The 16,503-nt window shown below is 63.1% G+C and carries 13 protein-coding genes; 7 read left to right on the forward strand and 6 right to left on the reverse strand.

Annotated elements, in window-relative coordinates; all coding sequences use genetic code 11:
• Positions 1-186 precede the first annotated feature (186 nt).
• Positions 187-504, forward strand: coding sequence for a DUF2322 family protein (locus tag RWT78_RS20710; RefSeq protein WP_058226259.1), 318 nt, complete (start codon positions 187-189; stop codon positions 502-504).
• On the opposite strand, the gene RWT78_RS20715 is transcribed toward RWT78_RS20710, so the two are convergent.
• Positions 475-1,104 carry a Pr6Pr family membrane protein gene (locus tag RWT78_RS20715; RefSeq protein ID WP_314677796.1) on the reverse strand — a complete coding sequence of 210 codons (630 nt, stop codon included), beginning with the start codon at positions 1,102-1,104 and terminating at the stop codon, positions 475-477. The two genes, RWT78_RS20710 and RWT78_RS20715, sit on opposite strands and share 30 nt — an antisense overlap.
• A gap of 101 nt (positions 1,105-1,205) precedes the next feature.
• Here RWT78_RS20715 and hrpA point away from each other — a divergent pair, with 101 nt between their 5' ends.
• Positions 1,206-5,111 carry an ATP-dependent RNA helicase HrpA gene (gene hrpA / locus RWT78_RS20720; RefSeq protein WP_050655801.1) on the forward strand — a complete coding sequence of 1,302 codons (3,906 nt, stop codon included), beginning with the start codon at positions 1,206-1,208 and terminating at the stop codon, positions 5,109-5,111.
• Between the two features lie 286 nt (positions 5,112-5,397).
• Here the strand turns inward: hrpA and nrdR are convergent, their stop codons facing one another.
• Together nrdR and RWT78_RS20730 are read right to left on the reverse strand one after the other, a co-directional pair.
• Complete coding sequence (gene nrdR / locus RWT78_RS20725) at positions 5,398-5,895, reverse strand: transcriptional regulator NrdR (RefSeq protein WP_030535543.1); 498 nt, start codon at positions 5,893-5,895, stop codon at positions 5,398-5,400.
• Positions 5,896-6,089: 194 nt separating this feature from the next.
• Complete coding sequence (locus tag RWT78_RS20730) at positions 6,090-6,803, reverse strand: LysM peptidoglycan-binding domain-containing protein (RefSeq protein ID WP_030535544.1); 714 nt, start codon at positions 6,801-6,803, stop codon at positions 6,090-6,092.
• A gap of 294 nt (positions 6,804-7,097) precedes the next feature.
• Here RWT78_RS20730 and lexA point away from each other — a divergent pair, with 294 nt between their 5' ends.
• Positions 7,098-7,826 (forward strand): transcriptional repressor LexA, encoded by a 729-nt coding sequence (lexA, locus tag RWT78_RS20735; RefSeq protein WP_007735195.1) that lies wholly within the window; start codon positions 7,098-7,100, stop codon positions 7,824-7,826.
• A 92-nt stretch (positions 7,827-7,918) separates the two neighbouring features.
• On the opposite strand, the gene RWT78_RS20740 is transcribed toward lexA, so the two are convergent.
• The 3 genes from RWT78_RS20740 to RWT78_RS20750 all read right to left on the reverse strand — a co-directional run bounded on the left by RWT78_RS20740 (position 7,919) and on the right by RWT78_RS20750 (position 12,280).
• Positions 7,919-9,061: an acyl-CoA dehydrogenase family protein gene (locus RWT78_RS20740; protein ID WP_054826582.1), complete on the reverse strand. Its 1,143-nt coding sequence runs from the start codon at positions 9,059-9,061 to the stop codon at positions 7,919-7,921.
• 189 nt (positions 9,062-9,250) lie between these two features.
• Positions 9,251-10,531 carry a solute carrier family 23 protein gene (locus RWT78_RS20745; protein ID WP_314677804.1) on the reverse strand — a complete coding sequence of 427 codons (1,281 nt, stop codon included), beginning with the start codon at positions 10,529-10,531 and terminating at the stop codon, positions 9,251-9,253.
• A gap of 75 nt (positions 10,532-10,606) precedes the next feature.
• On the reverse strand, positions 10,607-12,280 hold the full coding sequence (locus tag RWT78_RS20750; protein ID WP_314677807.1) for a putative PEP-binding protein: 1,674 nt from the start codon (positions 12,278-12,280) through the stop codon (positions 10,607-10,609).
• Between the two features lie 191 nt (positions 12,281-12,471).
• Between RWT78_RS20750 and RWT78_RS20755 the strand changes: the two genes are divergently transcribed.
• From RWT78_RS20755 to RWT78_RS20770, 4 genes are all read left to right on the forward strand, one after another.
• On the forward strand, positions 12,472-13,239 hold the full coding sequence (locus RWT78_RS20755) for a DeoR/GlpR family DNA-binding transcription regulator (protein WP_003942134.1): 768 nt from the start codon (positions 12,472-12,474) through the stop codon (positions 13,237-13,239).
• A complete protein-coding gene (locus RWT78_RS20760; protein WP_007735190.1) occupies positions 13,236-14,231 on the forward strand; it encodes a 1-phosphofructokinase family hexose kinase in 996 nt (331 codons plus the stop codon). The genes RWT78_RS20755 and RWT78_RS20760 overlap by 4 nt, the downstream gene beginning before the upstream one ends.
• A gap of 18 nt (positions 14,232-14,249) precedes the next feature.
• Positions 14,250-16,319, forward strand: a complete 2,070-nt coding sequence (locus RWT78_RS20765) for a fructose-specific PTS transporter subunit EIIC (protein ID WP_162113585.1) — start codon at positions 14,250-14,252, stop codon at positions 16,317-16,319.
• 97 nt (positions 16,320-16,416) lie between these two features.
• A partial coding sequence (locus RWT78_RS20770) for an HPr family phosphocarrier protein (RefSeq protein WP_314677816.1) occupies positions 16,417-16,503 on the forward strand: 87 nt, incomplete at its 3' end.

Below are 16,503 nucleotides of genomic sequence, written 5' to 3' on the forward strand. Positions count from 1 at the left end.
GTTCTTCTCCACAGCGCCCATGTCCGCGAACCCGTGCCACAATGCCGAAGCCATCATTGTCCCCTTCGAATACAAACGATGCTGGTGTGCAAACGATGTGCTGCGACTATATCGACACCAGGAATCCGCGCACGACGGCGCTCGCCCGGCACCGGCTTTCACGGGCGCACCCGTAATCTGTCGACCATGACTTTTGCCGACAATCTTGCAGCACTGCCCGCCATCGATCATCTGGCCGCCATCGAGGTACTCGACGCCGACGGAACCGTCGTCGACACCGTGGAGAACAAGCCCGGAAAGTCCGGCTCGGTCAAGGTGTACAACCATCTCGCTCAGGTCTACGGCGCGCTGACACCCGAAGCCGCCTCGGCAGGATTGACGATCTTCGCCGAGCACACCGAGGACGCCCGGGCGAACCCCGGTAAGCACCCGAACGTGGACCGCCTCGAGCAGGTGCTCGCCTCCGGCAATCCCCTAGGACTTCGCAGCGTTCCGTCCGCGTAACCCGGCTCCCAGCCGTCCGACGGCATTGACCGCCAACGCCATCAGGGCCATCGCGATGCCCAGTACGACGAATCCGATGAACAGGGCCAGATAGCCCTGGTGGCGAGGATCCATGAACGGATACGGATACCAGTCGGCGATCGGCCCTCGAATCAACGTGTACACCGCGTAGATCACCGGAAACAGCAGCCACTGCAGTGAGCGGGCTTCGGAGATCCTGTGCCTCGAAGCGAAGAACACCCAGTCGAGAAGCATGACCAGGGGAAGAATCCGATGCAGTGCTGAGTTGATCCAGGCATCGTTCAAATTGACGTCGATATCGGCCAGGAGCACGGCGTAGATGATCCCGGTGATCACCATGTACAGCGTCACCGCCCCTCGGATCGACTGCCACGCCTGCGATTGTGGATCTCGAATTGCACCGACCAGCAACACGATCACCGCAAGAATGTTGCTCTCGATGGTGAAGTAGCTCAGATAGTTCGACAGAGACAGCTCAGCCGCGTCACGGATCGGGATCCACAGCAAAGCGGCAAGTCCGAACACAGCAAACAACAGTCTCAGGGCTCGCACGGCGATCGGCGTCGACAAGACAGGCACCGATGACTCATTTGCGGTATTTGTCGTCACTGGTCGATATTTGCACATCAAAACGATCTGCGAGCGGTAGTTGTGAACGCGTTCGATAGGCTGTCATCAGCATGTCTACAACACCACCGGCCCCGCTCTCCCCCAAGCGGAGTGACCTGAAGAGCGCGCTGGCGCAGGTCTCACTCCGCGACGAGAGTCGACTCCGTCGCAAACTCGACCGTGCCCGCACACCAGACGCTTTGGTGGCGCTGGCCGAGGAAATCGAAACGGCGCGCACGCGGTTGGCCGCACGCTCCGCCAATGTTCCCGCAGTCTCGTATCCGGAAGCTCTGCCCGTCAGTCAGCGCAAGGACGACATCGCGACCGCGATCTCGGAAAATCAGGTTGTCATCGTCGCCGGCGAGACCGGCTCGGGTAAGACAACCCAGATCCCGAAGATCTGTCTCGAACTCGGACGTGGCGTCCGCGGTCTGATCGGACACACACAGCCGCGCCGGTTGGCAGCACGCACCGTTGCCGAACGTATCGCCGAAGAACTCGACACCGAACTCGGCGACGCCGTCGGATACACCGTGCGGTTCACCGACCAGGTCTCGGACCGCACCTACGTCAAGCTCATGACCGACGGCATTCTCCTCGCCGAAATTCAGCGCGACCGTATGCTCCGACGCTACGACACGCTGATCATCGACGAAGCGCACGAACGCAGCCTCAACATCGACTTCATCCTCGGTTACCTGGCTCAGCTGCTCCCCCGCCGACCCGATCTCAAGGTCATCATCACGTCGGCGACCATCGATCCCGAGCGCTTCGCCAAGCACTTCGCTGTCGACGGTAAGCCCGCGCCGATCGTCGAGGTTTCCGGGCGAACATTCCCTGTCGAAATGCGTTACCGGCCACTGACCGTCGAATCCGGCGACATCACCTTCGACCGCGATCCCGTCGACGCGGTCTGCGAGGCGGTCGACGAGCTGAGCGCGGAGGGCGAAGGCGACATCTTGGTCTTCCTCTCCGGCGAACGCGAAATTCGCGACACCGCAGATGCTTTACGCGATCGGCGTCTTCGCAACACCGAAATCGTCCCGCTGTACGCGCGGCTGTCTGCCGCCGAGCAACACAAAGTGTTCTCGCCGCACACCGGCCGACGCGTCGTCCTTGCCACCAACGTGGCCGAGACCTCGCTGACCGTTCCCGGCATTCGGTACGTCGTCGATCCGGGAACCGCGCGCATTTCGCGATATTCGGTGCGCACCAAGGTTCAGCGGTTGCCGATCGAGCCCATTTCGCAGGCGTCAGCTCGTCAGCGTTCCGGGCGTTGCGGCCGCGTCGCCGAAGGAATCTGCATCCGCCTGTATTCCGAGGAGGACTTCGAGTCACGGCCGGCATTCACCGAACCGGAGATCCTGCGAACCAACCTCGCATCCGTGATCTTGCAGATGACGGCCCTCGGCCTGGGCGACATCGCGGCATTCCCCTTCGTCGAACCGCCGGACCAGCGCGCCGTGAAGGACGGAATCGGACTCCTCGAAGAACTCGGCGCCATCGCGCGAGGTTCCGAGGCCAGCCACCCCGAACTGACGCCGGTCGGCCGCGAGCTGGCCCAGATTCCGGTGGATCCGCGGATGGCGCGGATGCTGGTGGAAGCCAAGAACAACGGTTGCCTTCACGAAACCCTTGTCATCGTCGCGGCGTTGTCCATCCAGGACGTTCGCGAGCGGCCCGCCGAGTTCCAGCAAGCCGCCGACGAAAAGCACGCCCGCTTCAACGTCGAGAACTCCGACTTCCTGGCCTACCTGAAACTGTGGGACTACTTACGCGAACAACGTAACGATCTGTCCTCCAACCAGTTTCGCAAGATGTGCCGGAACGAGTTCCTGCACTGGCTCCGCATCCGCGAATGGCAGGATCTGCACGGGCAACTCCGGCAGATCACCCGCGGTCTCGGCTGGACAGTGGGAGAGACACCGGCAAGCGAGAACGCGATCCATCAGTCGCTCCTTGCCGGATTGCTCTCGCATATCGGGCTACGCGAGGGCGAGAAGCGGGACTACCTCGGCGCCAGGGGCAGCCACTTCGCGATCTTCCCCGGATCAGGACTGTTCAAGAAGCCACCACGCTGGGTCATGGCCGCCGAACTCGTGGAAACGTCGAGGCTGTGGGCGCGCATGTCAGCGCGTATCGAACCCGAGTGGGCTGAAAAGCTCGCCCCGCACCTGGTGAAACGGACCTATTCCGAACCGCACTGGTCCTCCAAGCGCGGCTCGGCGATGGCATACGAGCGGGTCACTCTCTACGGAGTTCCTCTGGTAACCGGCCGCGCAGTGACGTACTCACGAATCGATCCCGAGGCCTCTCGCGATCTCTTCATCCGCCATGCGCTCGTGCAGGGCGAATGGCAGACGAACCACAAGTTCTTCCACGAAAACCGTGCACTCCTCGACAACGTCGAGGAACTCGAGAACCGCGCGCGCCGACGCGACATCCTCGTCGACGACGAAACTCTCTACGAGTTCTACGACGAACGTATCGGCCAGGAAGCCGTATCCGCCAAGCATTTCGACCAGTGGTGGAAGACCGAGCGGCGCAAGAATCCGAGTCTGCTGACTTTCACACCGGAAACGGTGGTCAACTCCGATGCAGCTGCAGTACTGGGCGGCGAGTACCCGGACGCCTGGCGCCAAGGCGACATGCAGTTTCCACTCACTTACCAATTCGAGCCGGGAAAAGACGACGACGGCGTCAGCGCGCACATCCCGGTCGGCCTGCTCGCGCAACTTCAGCCGGTCGGCTTCGACTGGTTGGTCCCCGGTATGCGCGTCGATCTCGTTACCGCTCTGATCAAGACGTTGCCCAAGAACATTCGACGCGCTGTCGTTCCGGCTCCGGATTATGCCGCCGCAGCATTGGCAGCAGTCAAACCTCGATCCGAGCCGTTGATGACCGCAATGGCCCGCGAACTCTCGCACTTGGGCGGGATCCAGATCGACGCCAAGGACTTCGATCCCGCCGCGCTGCCCGACCATCTTCGGATGACATTTGTCGTCGAGGACGAATCGGGCAAGGTTCTCGCGAAGGGTAAGGATCTGGCGCAGCTACGACGCACGCTCGCCCCGCGCGTGCAGAAGGAAGTGGCCAAGGCGGCAACCGGAACCGAACGGGCAGCGGCAACCGTCTGGACATCCGAAACGCTGGGCGCATTGGAACAGACCATCACTCGCTCCATCGGCGGACAGCAGGTGACCGGCTACCCAGCTCTGGTGCCGGAGAACGGCGGAGTTGCCGTTCGTGTCCTGAGTACGCCGGCCGCGCAGGCGCAGGCGATGAGGGAAGGTACGCGGGCGCTTCTCCTCGCGGCCGTTCCCACCCAACTCAAGGCAGTGACCGCCGGCTTGTCGAACACTCAGCGTCTGGCTCTCGGCCAGAATCCGGACGGCGGCTTGGAGGCCCTCGTCGAAGATTGCCGGGTGGCAGCTGCCAACGAAGTGATTGCGGCCCACGGTGGACCGGTACGCACGCCTGAAGCGTTCGATGCCCTGGTGAAGATCGCACGCTCCGAACTGGCCGGACGCGTTTCCGCGATCCTGCGCATGATTGTTCCGATCCTCGAACAAGCACACCAACTGAGCGTCGTGCTGGACCGCTCGCGCGGCGAGGCGGCCGACGACGTCCGAGAACAGCTGACCTCACTGCTCTTTCCGGGATTTGTCGCCGAACTGGGATCGGCCCGCCTACGCGATTTACCGCGGTATCTTGCCGCAGCAAAATTCCGTCTCGAAGCTCTGCCCGCAAGTGCACAACGAGATCAGCAGGCTATGGATGTCCTCGACCGGGTGTACGCAGCGTACGACCGGTTGTTGAGTTCGCTTCCCGAAGAGCGTCGCACTGCTCGAGATGTCGACGCGATCAGTTGGATGATCGAGGAACTGCGCGTGAGCCTGTTTGCGCAGTCCCTCGGTACACCCACACCGATTTCCGAAAAGCGAGTCCTGAAAGCTATCGAAGCGATCAAGCGTTGATGTTCGGCGAGAATTGCGCGATCAGTAGATTGTCTGAATGTTGACGTTGGTGAGGAAACCGCCAAAGGTGGCAACAGTGTTGGCGAACCCGAGGGTTACCAGGCTGTTCACGACTCCGAGAACTGCAACTAAGTTCATAACGCCTCCGTGAAGATCCGAGATGCGGACGAACGTACCTGGTAGACACTAAGCGAATAACGTGCCCGATTTGTTCGATTGTTCGCTTTGTGTTCTCAGCGTTACCTAAGACCGCTCTGTGCTCTCAGCGTTATCTGAGGCGAAGGCCTCAGTCGACGGAAACGGTCTCGGCGCCGGGAGCCTTCTCGGCGGCACGGGTCTCTGCATGCTCGCGCATGTCGGTGATCTCACGTTCGAAATCCGCAGCCGAGCTGAAGGACTTGTACACCGATGCGAATCGCAGGTAGGCGACTTCGTCGAGATTTCGAAGCGGATCGAGGATCGCGAGCCCTACCTCGTTACTGGGAATTTCGGCAGAACCCGAAGCTCGAACGGCATCTTCGACCTGCTGGGCGAGCAAATTCAGCGAATCGTTGTCCACTTGGCGGCCCTGGCATGCGCGACGCACACCTTTGACAACCTTTTCTCGGCTGAAAGGCTCCGTGACGCCGCTGCGCTTCACGACCGAGAGAACTGCCGTCTCGACCGTGGTGAATCGGCGGCCACACTCGGGGCACGAACGGCGCCGCCTGATCGCCTGGCCCTCGTCGGCCTCGCGCGAATCGACCACTCGGGAATCAGGGTGCCGGCAGAACGGGCAATGCATCGGGGTTCCTTCGTTGTCGCCGAAATGGCCGCAACTCAGATTCGCTACCGACTGCAAATCCTCCGACGATTTACAGAGCAGATCCACGTACTCAACGCGACCACCCGAGGTGGTGGGACTGTCAAGTGGACAGCTTACTCGCTGTGAACGGACTGCTCTCACGCTCGGTACGCCCCCGCCTGGTACGGGGTAGGTCAGCGCCCCGAGGCCGGCACGATCAGCGTTTGTCCCACTGACAGTCCGGAACTCGACATCGCATTGAGATCCATGATCTGCTCGATCACCGAACCGACAGCCTGGCCAGGTGCAACCTTGGCAGCAATATCACTGAGGGATTCACCCGCGGCAACGCGAACCACTTCGGTCGCGCCGTTTGTCGCAGCTACGTCACCACTCGACAAAGCGCCGATCCCCACCAACGCCAACACTGCGAATGCGGTGAATACGGCGCCCAGGAAAACCGTCTTCCAACTGACATCCTCGGCGGCCACTTCATGTTCGACCCGTGACACACCGACCCTGTTTCGGTGCGCGAAACTTCCTCCGTACGGGCGTGACGAATCGTGCTCGCTGTCCCACCGGCGAGGAGATTCGCGCAACGAACGCGAACCTGAAACCGCGCCCACCGCCGGAACCCGGCGAACGACGGCCGCCTGCGGTTCGTTGTCGACATCCCTGGCCACGCCATGCATTTCGGCCGCTCCGCGCCGTTCGAAGGACACAGCGTCTGCATCGGGCCCATAGAACGAGGGGTGGTACTTCAGTGCCGACGTACCGTCGAAACCAAACGCGTCGAAACCAATCGCGTCGTCGAAAACCCTGTTGCTTTTCAGTGCTGCGTTACCCATCGTGACCTCCGCTGGTCGACACCGATCGATGTGTTCGATCATGCGTTCGATGGAACGCATGTTCGAATTTCTACCACGCCTGGCCGACAATGTCTCTACTTGGAGCGACACGAATCGAACAGATGTTTGAAACCGCGAGCAAATCCGGCTAGATTCGTGTCAGACCACACAGCGGGAATTGCGAAAGCCTCCGTGTTTGTCGACAGCTCGAATGTTGGCAGGAGGCACCGACAGGTTTCTGCGCGACTTGCACCAGGCACTTTGCAGGCACTTTTGCAGGCTGTTTTTCAGACACGACTTGTTCAGACACGACTTCTTCAGACACGACTTCTTCAGACACGGAGGCAACAGGCCATGAAGGACGATCGCTCCAGCACAGCCGCGGAGGCAGGAGCTTCTGCAGTTCCGTCTCCGTCGAGCGAGACGCTCACCGAGCGTCAGCGGCGCGTTCTCGAAGTGATCCGCGATTCGGTGACGGAGCGCGGGTATCCGCCGAGCATTCGCGAAATCGGGGATGCGGTGGGGCTTACCTCCACGTCGTCGGTCGCGCATCAACTGCGAACGTTGGAGCGCAAGGGCTTCCTTCGACGCGATCCCAATCGCCCTCGTGCAGTCGATGTTCGGGGTCTCGACGAGGTTGCGGCCGATACCGCCATCGCGTCGGTGTCGAAGCATTCCGGCGAGTACAACAGTGCCGACCCGCTGCCAGAGCCGGCGTTCGTCCCCATCCTGGGCCGCATCGCTGCCGGCGGACCGATCCTCGCCGAGGAAGCTGTGGAGGATGTGTTTCCACTCCCCCGCGAGCTCGTCGGCCAAGGTTCGCTCTTCATGCTCAAGGTTGTCGGTGAGTCGATGATCGATGCAGCGATCTGCGATGGCGACTGGGTTGTCGTCCGTCAGCAGAACGTCGCCGAGAACGGTGACATCGTGGCCGCAATGATCGACGGCGAAGCCACCGTGAAGACGTTCAAGCGTACGAAGAAGGAGGTGTGGCTGATGCCGCACAACGACCTCTTCGAGCCGATTCCCGGCAACAACGCCGTCATCTTGGGCAAGGTTGTCACGGTCATGCGGAAGATCTGAGTTCGCTCGCACCCTCGATCACAAAACTCTGGGCCCCGGCATCAGCCGGGGCCCAGAGTCTTTTCGTGACGATCAGCGGTCCATCACCCGAATCAGAGATTCAGCGAACGTCCGATGATCTCCTTCATGATCTCGGTGGTGCCACCGTAGATGGTCTGCACACGAGAGTCCATGTACGCCTTGGCAACCGGGTATTCCTTCATGTAGCCGTAGCCTCCGTGCAGCTGGAGGCAGCGGTCGATGAGCTTGACCTGAGCTTCGGTGGTCCACCACTTCGCCATCGCAGCTTCCTGCACGGTCAGCTTCTCGGCATTGAGCTGCTCGATGAACTTGTCCACCAGGACGCGCACTGCCGTGGTCTCCGTTGCCAATTCGGCCAGTACGAATCGGGTGTTCTGGAAGCTGCCGATCGACTTGCCGAATGCCTTGCGGTCACGGCAGTACTGGATCGTGCTCTCGAGAACCGATTCCATTGCGGCGGCAGCAACGACGGCGATCGAGAGTCGTTCCTGGGGAAGGTTCTTCATCAAGTAGAAGAAGCCCATTCCCTCTTCGCCCAGCAGGTTGGCAGCGGGAACGCGTACGTCGGTGAAGCTGAGTTCGGCGGTGTCCTGAGCCTTCATGCCGATCTTGTCGAGATTGCGTCCACGCTCGAAGCCGGGCATGTCCCGCTCGACCACGAGGAGGCTGAAGCCCTGAGCACCCTTGTCCGGGTCGGTGCACGCGACAACGATGATGATGTCGGCGTTGATTCCGTTGGTGATGAAGGTCTTCGAACCGTTGAGTACCCAGTGGTCCCCGTCGCGAACTGCTTTCGTCTTGATGCCCTGCAGGTCGCTACCGGTACCCGGTTCGGTCATCGCGATCGCCGAGATCAGCTCACCCGACGCGAATCCGGGTAGCCAACGCTGCTTCTGCTCCTCGTTGGTCAACTCCAGGAGGTACGGCGCCACCACGTCGTTGTGCAGCGTGAAGCCGATACCACTGAAGCCACCCTTGGTGGTTTCCTCGGTGATGATCGCGTTGTAGCGGAAATCCTTGACACCGCCGCCGCCGAATTCCTCAGGTACCGCGGTTCCCAGGAATCCCTGCTTTCCGGCCTCGACCCAGACGTCACGATCGACGATGTTCTGCTCTTCCCACTTCTCGTGGTTCGGTGCCACGTGCTGTGCCAAGAACTTCTGGTACGACTCCCGGAAGAGTTCATGTTCCGGTTCGAACAGGGTGCGCTCCACGCCGACTCCTTGCAATTCGATATACGGCACTTCAGTGATGTACCCGGTGGGGACGATGTACCCGGTCGGGATGTTTTCGCTGAGACTGGGCACGCCGAAGTTCGCGGGCCCACGTCACTGCCTCCGACGGTAGAACCTGTTGCGATACCCGTCGATGACCCGAACGATCACGATTCGTGACTGTAGCGGTTATCTGTTACTCGAAGTACGGAATTTGGCGAGGTATCGCATGATCGGGTAGGCGACCAGGATGCCGATCGACCCCCAAGCGATGCCGCCCAGCTCGACCGAACCAATGGTCAGCGTCAGGTTCCCGATGCCGGCAACCAGTGCGGCAGCGGCGACGGTCAGGTTGACCGGATCGGTGAAGTCCACCTTCGCTTCCATCCAGATGCGCACACCGAGAATGCCGATGAGTCCGTAGAGAACCATCGTCGCACCGCCGATGACGCCGTTCGGAACCGTGAAGACCAGTGCACCGAATTTGGGCGAAAATGCCAGGATCACGGCGGTGGCGGCCGCTACCCAGTACGCCGCGGTCGAGTACACACGCGTCGCTGCCATGACCCCGATGTTCTCGGCATACGTGGTGGTTCCGGATCCGCCGCCGGCGCCCGCCAAGGTCGTGGCGAGACCGTCTGCAAACAGCGCATTGCCGGCCAGGTCATCGAGGGACTTACCCGTCATGGCGGACACCGCCTTGACATGTCCGACGTTCTCGGCGACCAGAACGATCACCACGGGCAGCGCGAGCACGATCACCGACCAGTCGAACGACGGTCCGTGCAGACTCGGCAGCCCGAACCAGTCGGCTTCGCGCAGAGCGGACACTCGTTCACTGTCGAGTCCGCCGATGACCGCGGCGAAGACCCAGCCGATCACGACGCCGACCAGAATGCCCAACCGGCCGAGCAGCCCGGGACCGACGACCGTGACCAGCAGGATCGAAACGAGCGTGACCGTGGCGATCAGCGGCTGCGATTCGAAGGAGCCGACCGCCGTCGGAGCGAGGTTGAGACCGATCAGCGCGACGACGGCGCCTGTCACTACCGGCGGCATGACGGCGTCGATGACCCGGCTGCCGATCAGACGCACGGCGACGCCGATCAACATCAACACGATGCCGACGGCCATGACCGCACCGAGCTGCGCGGCCGGGCCTGACCCTGCTGACGCTGTCAGCGGCGCGATGAACGCGAAGGACGAACCGAGATAGCTGGGGATCCGGCCCCGGGTGATGAGCAGGAACAGTGCCGTGCCGATACCCGAGAACAACAGCGTCGTCGTGACGGGAAAGCCGGTGATGGTCGGAACGAGCAGTGTCGCTCCGAACAGCGCGATGACGTGCTGCATCCCGATCCCGATGGTGCGCGGCCAACTCAGTCGTTCATCCGGCGCCACGACGGCGCCGTCGGCGATCCGCTTGCCGTCTCCGTGGACAGTCCAGCCGATTCCGCCGGTCCCGGTCATTGTTTCTCGTTCGATCACAGGTCGAAATACTAGAGGTCAGGCGCTCGGTCTCCGACCGAGACCAACGAAACCAGTTCAGCTGATTGCGTCGGCCGCCGCTTTGCGCGCTGCCACGGGATCACCGGTTGCCAGCACGGCCGCAGCAGCCGCCTCACATTGCGCCATGGTGACGGACCCGACCTTCGCTCCCACACCCGCGACCGATGCCGCAGCGCACGACAGCGAGGAAACTCCGAGACCGGCAAGTACGCAGGCCAACAGTGGATCGGCGGCCGCCTCACCGCAGACGCCGACACGCTTGCCTGCCGCCTGACCGGCCTGGGCCGTACGTGCGACAAGGGCGAGCACCGCGGGCTGCCATGGATCGGTCAGGTCGGCGAGTTCGGAGGACATACGGTCAGCGGCCATCGTGTACTGAGCGAGGTCGTTGGTACCGATCGAGAGGAATTCGACGTGTTCGAGAATCTGGTCGGCCAACAGCGCCGCCGCCGGGATCTCCACCATGACTCCGGGAACGAGATCGCGTGCCCGCACCGCATCGGCAAAACGTTTCGCCTCGGCCGGGGTGGCGATCATCGGTGCCATGACCCACGGGGACGAGTTGGTCGACGCCGCAGCTGCGGCGATCGCGTCCAGCTGGCGGTCGAGAATCCCCATGTCCTGCCAGGCGATTCGCACCCCGCGAACGCCGAGGGCCGGATTAGCTTCCTCTTGATGGTTGGCGAATTTGAGCGGCTTGTCCGAACCCGCGTCCAACGTGCGAATGATGACCTTCTTGCCTGAGAAGGCCTCGAGAACTTCGGCGTAGATCGCCGCCTGCTCGTCAACGGTCGGTTCGGTCTCACGGCCGAGGAAGCAGAGTTCGGTCCGGAAGAGCCCGATGCCTCCCGCTGCGGTCAGCGCCGCGGCCCGAGCGCCGGCGCCGTCTTGAACGTTGGCGAGAACGTCTACCGGCCGGCCGTCCGACGTCCGGCCTGGTCCGGTCCACGTGCTGACGCGTTCACGATCGATCCGGGATTGTTCGACCAGTTCGCGCGCCTGCTCGGGATCGGGCTCCGCGATCACGTCGCCGGTGGTTCCGTCGATCAGAATCGGTGTTCCGGCCGCGATGGATTCCAATTCCTTCGCGGCCACGATGCACGGGATGCCCAACTGCCTCGCGATGATTGCCGTGTGGCTGGTCGGGCCGCCGAAGATGGTCACGAGTCCGATGATCTTGGTTGCATCGAGGCCCGCGGTGTCCGCAGGAGCCAGATCGTCCGCGCACAGCACCGACGGCGTCTCGGGCATCGGAACTCCGGGTTCGGGCAATCCGGAGAGTTCGGCGATCACGCGGTCGCGGATGTCCTCGAGGTCGGTGACGCGCTCGGCCATCACACCGCCGACCTTGGTGAACAGCACCACGAACTGCTCCGTCGCCGCGATCGCAGCCTGCACCGGGGGCACTCCGCCGGTGATCGACTTCTTGGCCGCCCCGATCCAGCCACGATCAGCTGCCATCGCCGCGTTGGCCTGCAAGACCTCTGCGGCCGCGCCTGTGGCTTCGGCAGCCCGTCCGAGAAGGCGGTTCTCGACAGCCTTCGCTGCTGCGACGAAGGCGTCTGCAGCGGCCTCTCGATCGGCCTCGTCGAGGGCCGGTGCTTCGGTGACGAGTTCTGGTCGGCTGGACGGCCAGATAGCCGGGCCGTAGGCAATTCCGGGCACCACGGGGGTGCCGTGCACGGTGATTCGGTTGAGCTGTTCGGTCATCTGTCCTCCTTGAGCGATGGGCCCGGTGTCACACCGGATCACCTCGAGCGCGTAAAGCCCTCACCTTCGTTGTGACGAAGATTACTCCCAAGTCTTGACATGTCAACACACTCGGGCGTAAAACAACATAAAGCAACATTCACTGTGATCCACAACGCACCGTCGGATCACATTTCGGAATCGGAGAGCACGTGTACGCGGAAGAACGCCAACAAGCGATCGGCACCATGGTGTCGCAGCGCGGACGCATGTCCGTGGCGGCGCTGTCGGAGACCTTCGGTGTGACCACCGAGACCGTGCGTCGCGATCTGGCCTTCCTCGAGCGGATCGGACAGATCAGGCGTGTACACGGCGGCGCCGTTCCGACCGGATCCCTCCATGTGACCGAACCGGGCATGGCGGAACGCGATCAGACCCGCGCGCAACAGAAGGACCGGATCGCCCGCTGCGCGGTCACCTATCTCCCTCCTACCGGCGGTAGCGTCATCTTCGACGCGGGCACGACCACGGGCCGCATGATCCCCGAACTACCGACCGAGAACGACTTCACGGCCGTGACCAATTCCGTGCCGATCGGCGCACGACTGGCATCGATGAACTCGATTTCCCTGATCCTGCTCGGCGGACGAGTTCGCGGGGTGACACAAGCCGCGGTCGGCGAGGACGCTCTGCGCCTGCTGAGCACGTTGCGGGTCGACGTCGCCTTCGTCGGAACCAACGCGATCAGCGTCGGGCACGGACTCTCCACCCCGGACAGCGAAGAGGCCGCCGTCAAACGAGCGATGGTCAAGGCCGCCAATCACGTTGTCGTGGTGGCCGATTCCAGCAAAGTCGGCCGCGAGCACTTGATCAGCTTCGCGCCACTCGACAGCATCGACGTCCTCATCACCGACGAAGAGATCAGTCCCACAGACACATCCGAGTTCCACGACCACGGAATCGAGGTGGTGATCGCATGATCGTCACACTGACAGCCAACCCGAGTATCGATCGGACCGTACAACTCGAGCAACGGCTCGAACGAGGCTCCGTCCTACGTGCCCACTCCACTCGCAGCGACCCCGGCGGCAAGGGGGTCAACGTCGCGCGTGTTCTCGCCGCAGCCGACCTCGACGTGCTCGCGGTGCTACCGGGAAATGGTGGCGATCCCTTGCTCTCGGCGCTCGCAGCCGGCGGGATTCCCCACATCGGCGTCGCCACAACGGGTCCGGCTCGCACCAACATCACCATCGCGGAACCGGACGGGACCACGACGAAGATCAACGAACCCGGCGCAACGCTGTCCGGTTCGACGCTCGACGCCCTGGCACAGGAGTTGATCGCCCGCGCCGATACCGCACTGTGGTTCGCGCTGTCCGGCTCACTGCCTCCCGGCGTTCCTCTGGGGTGGTACGGCGAACTTGTCGCGGCGCTGCGCGATCACCCGTGCAAGGTGGCGGTCGACACCTCGGACGCCCCACTGACGGCACTCGCCGAAGGCTTCCCCGGCTCGGCACCTGATCTGCTCAAACCCAACGGCGAGGAACTCGCGCAACTGACCGGCGTCGACGGCCACGTCCTCGAACGCGCTGCCGAGAACGGTGATCCCGGGCCTGCAATCACGGCGGCGCAGCGATTGGTCGACCGCGGCGTCGGCAGTGTGCTCGCCACACTCGGCGCAGCCGGTGCCGTCCTCGTCACGGCCGACGGCGCGTGGATCGCCACCGCTCCCCCGATTGTCGCAGTCAGTACCGTCGGCGCAGGCGATTCGTCGCTGGCCGGCTACATCCTCGCCGAAGCTGGCGGCGGCTCGGAATCCGAGCGGCTACGTCACGCGGTCGCCTACGGAAGCGCCGCTGCCTCCCTTCCCGGCACAACCCTTCCCACACCCGAACAGATCGATCTGGCAGCGGTTTCGGTATCTGCAGCAGATGCCGCCTCTCCCATCCCCGTCCCCACCGAACTCGCCTGACGCCCTAAGGAACCTGACATGTCCGATACCACCGCAGCCGGCAGTTCCGGCCCGGAGATCATCAGTCCCGAACTGATCTCACTCGACACCGACCTGGGTTCGACCAAGGAAGATGTCATTCGTTCTCTCGCAGCGCGATTGACTGCAGCGGGACGGGCGAGCGACGCCGCGGGACTGGTCGATGCCGCACTCGCTCGCGAAGCGCAGTCCGCGACCGGACTGCCCGGCGGAATCGCAATTCCCCACTGCCGCGCCGAGGCTGTCTCGTCCGCGTCCCTGGGGTTTGCTCGACTCGATCCGAAGGTCGACTTCGGTGCACCCGACGGCCCCGCCGATCTGGTCTTCCTGATCGCGGCCCCCGAAGGCGCCGGGGCCGAGCACATGAAGCTGCTCTCCTCGTTGGCCCGAGCACTCGTCAGGCCCGCGTTCGTCACGTCACTTCGTGAAGCGTCGACGCCGGACGAGATCGTGAGACTGGTCGACGAGGTACTCAATCCCGCACCGAAGGATCCTGCAGCAAAGGCTGCGGCAGCGACACCCCCGGCACCTGTTTCCACCGGGAAACACGCTACCGAGGAGACCCCGGCACCAGCGCCCGCGGAGCGTCACATCGTCGCGGTCACCGCCTGCCCGACCGGAATCGCTCACACCTACATGGCGGCGGACTCACTCGTCGCCGCGGGTGAACGCGCCGGCATCAAGGTTCACGTCGAAACGCAAGGTTCGAGCGGAAGCACCCCCCTTGACCCTTCGGTGATCGCGGGAGCCGCCGCGGTCATCTTCGCCACCGACGTCGGAGTGAAGGGCCGCGAACGATTCGTCGGTAAGCCCGTCGTCGCTTCCGGTGTGAAGCGGGCAATCAACGAGCCGGACAAGATGCTCGCAGAAGCGTTGCGCGCCTCCGAGAATCCCGCCGCCGCCACCGTTGACGGCACCGCCGCAGCGGCCGCGGATTCCGATGCCGGTTCCGTAGGGTTCGGCACCCACCTCCGTCAGGTCCTCCTGACCGGTGTCAGCTACATGATCCCGTTCGTCGCGGCCGGCGGTCTGCTGATCGCACTCGGCTTCCTGCTCGGCGGATACGAGATCTCCGGTCCGGCCAAGGACATCGTTCTCAACAACTCGATCACCAACCTTCCCGACGGTGGTCTGGCCACCTATCTCGGCGCAGTGCTGTTCCAGATCGGTTCGTTGGCATTCAGCTTCCTGGTGCCCGCGTTGGCCGGCTACATCGCCTTCGCCATCGCCGACCGGCCTGGCATCGCTCCCGGCTTCACAGCCGGCGCGGTCGCCGTGTTCGTCGGTGCCGGTTTCATCGGCGGCTTGGTCGGTGGTCTCATCGCCGGTGTCGTCGCGCTCTACATCGGCCGGATCGCCGTCCCGCAGTGGCTGCGAGGCCTGATGCCGGTGGTAATCATCCCGCTGTTCGCGACGCTGGTCGTCGGAGCACTGATGTTCATCGTCCTCGGGCGTCCGCTCGCCGCGATCACCTCCGGTCTCACCGACTGGCTCAACGGACTGTCCGGCAGCTCGGCCATCTTCCTCGGCATCATTCTCGGCCTGATGATGTGCTTCGACCTCGGTGGACCGGTCAACAAGGCGGCTTACGCCTTCGCCGTCGCCGGACTCAACGTCAACGACCCGGCCACTTTGCGCATCATGGCGGCTGTCATGGCTGCCGGTATGGTTCCGCCGCTTGCCATGGCACTTGCCTCGACGGTGCTGCGTCCCAAGCTCTTCAGCGAAGCCGAACGGGAGAACGGAAAGGCTGCCTGGTTGCTGGGTTCGGCATTCATCTCCGAGGGCGCGATTCCGTTCGCCGCTGCCGACCCGCTTCGCGTGATCCCCTCGATGATGGCGGGCGGCGCGGTCACCGGCGCGCTGATCATGGCTTTCGACGTCACTCTCAGCGCCCCGCACGGCGGCATCTTCGTCTTCTTCGCAGTCGGCGGAATCGGCTGGTTCCTGGTCTCGCTCGCCGCGGGAACCGTGGTAGCTGCGCTCGCCGTCGTCGGAGCCAAGGAGTTCTTCCGCAAGGGGCCGTCCGATGCCGAACTCGACCCCGAAATCGTGCCCGCTGCGGCATGATCGACAGCAGGCAACACTGCAGTCACCACCCGAGTCACCAGATCTGCCCGAACACCCCATAACGTCCGCAACGACAGTTCTACAACGAGGAGATCCCATGCCCAGCAAGACAGTTGCCGTCGGTTCCGCAGTCGGCCTCCACGCCCGCCCCGCCGCTACCTTCGTCAAGGCAGTCGCTGAGAAG

Source organism: uncultured Rhodococcus sp. (genome assembly GCF_963525155.1).
GTDB lineage: Bacteria > Actinomycetota > Actinomycetes > Mycobacteriales > Mycobacteriaceae > Rhodococcus_F > Rhodococcus_F qingshengii.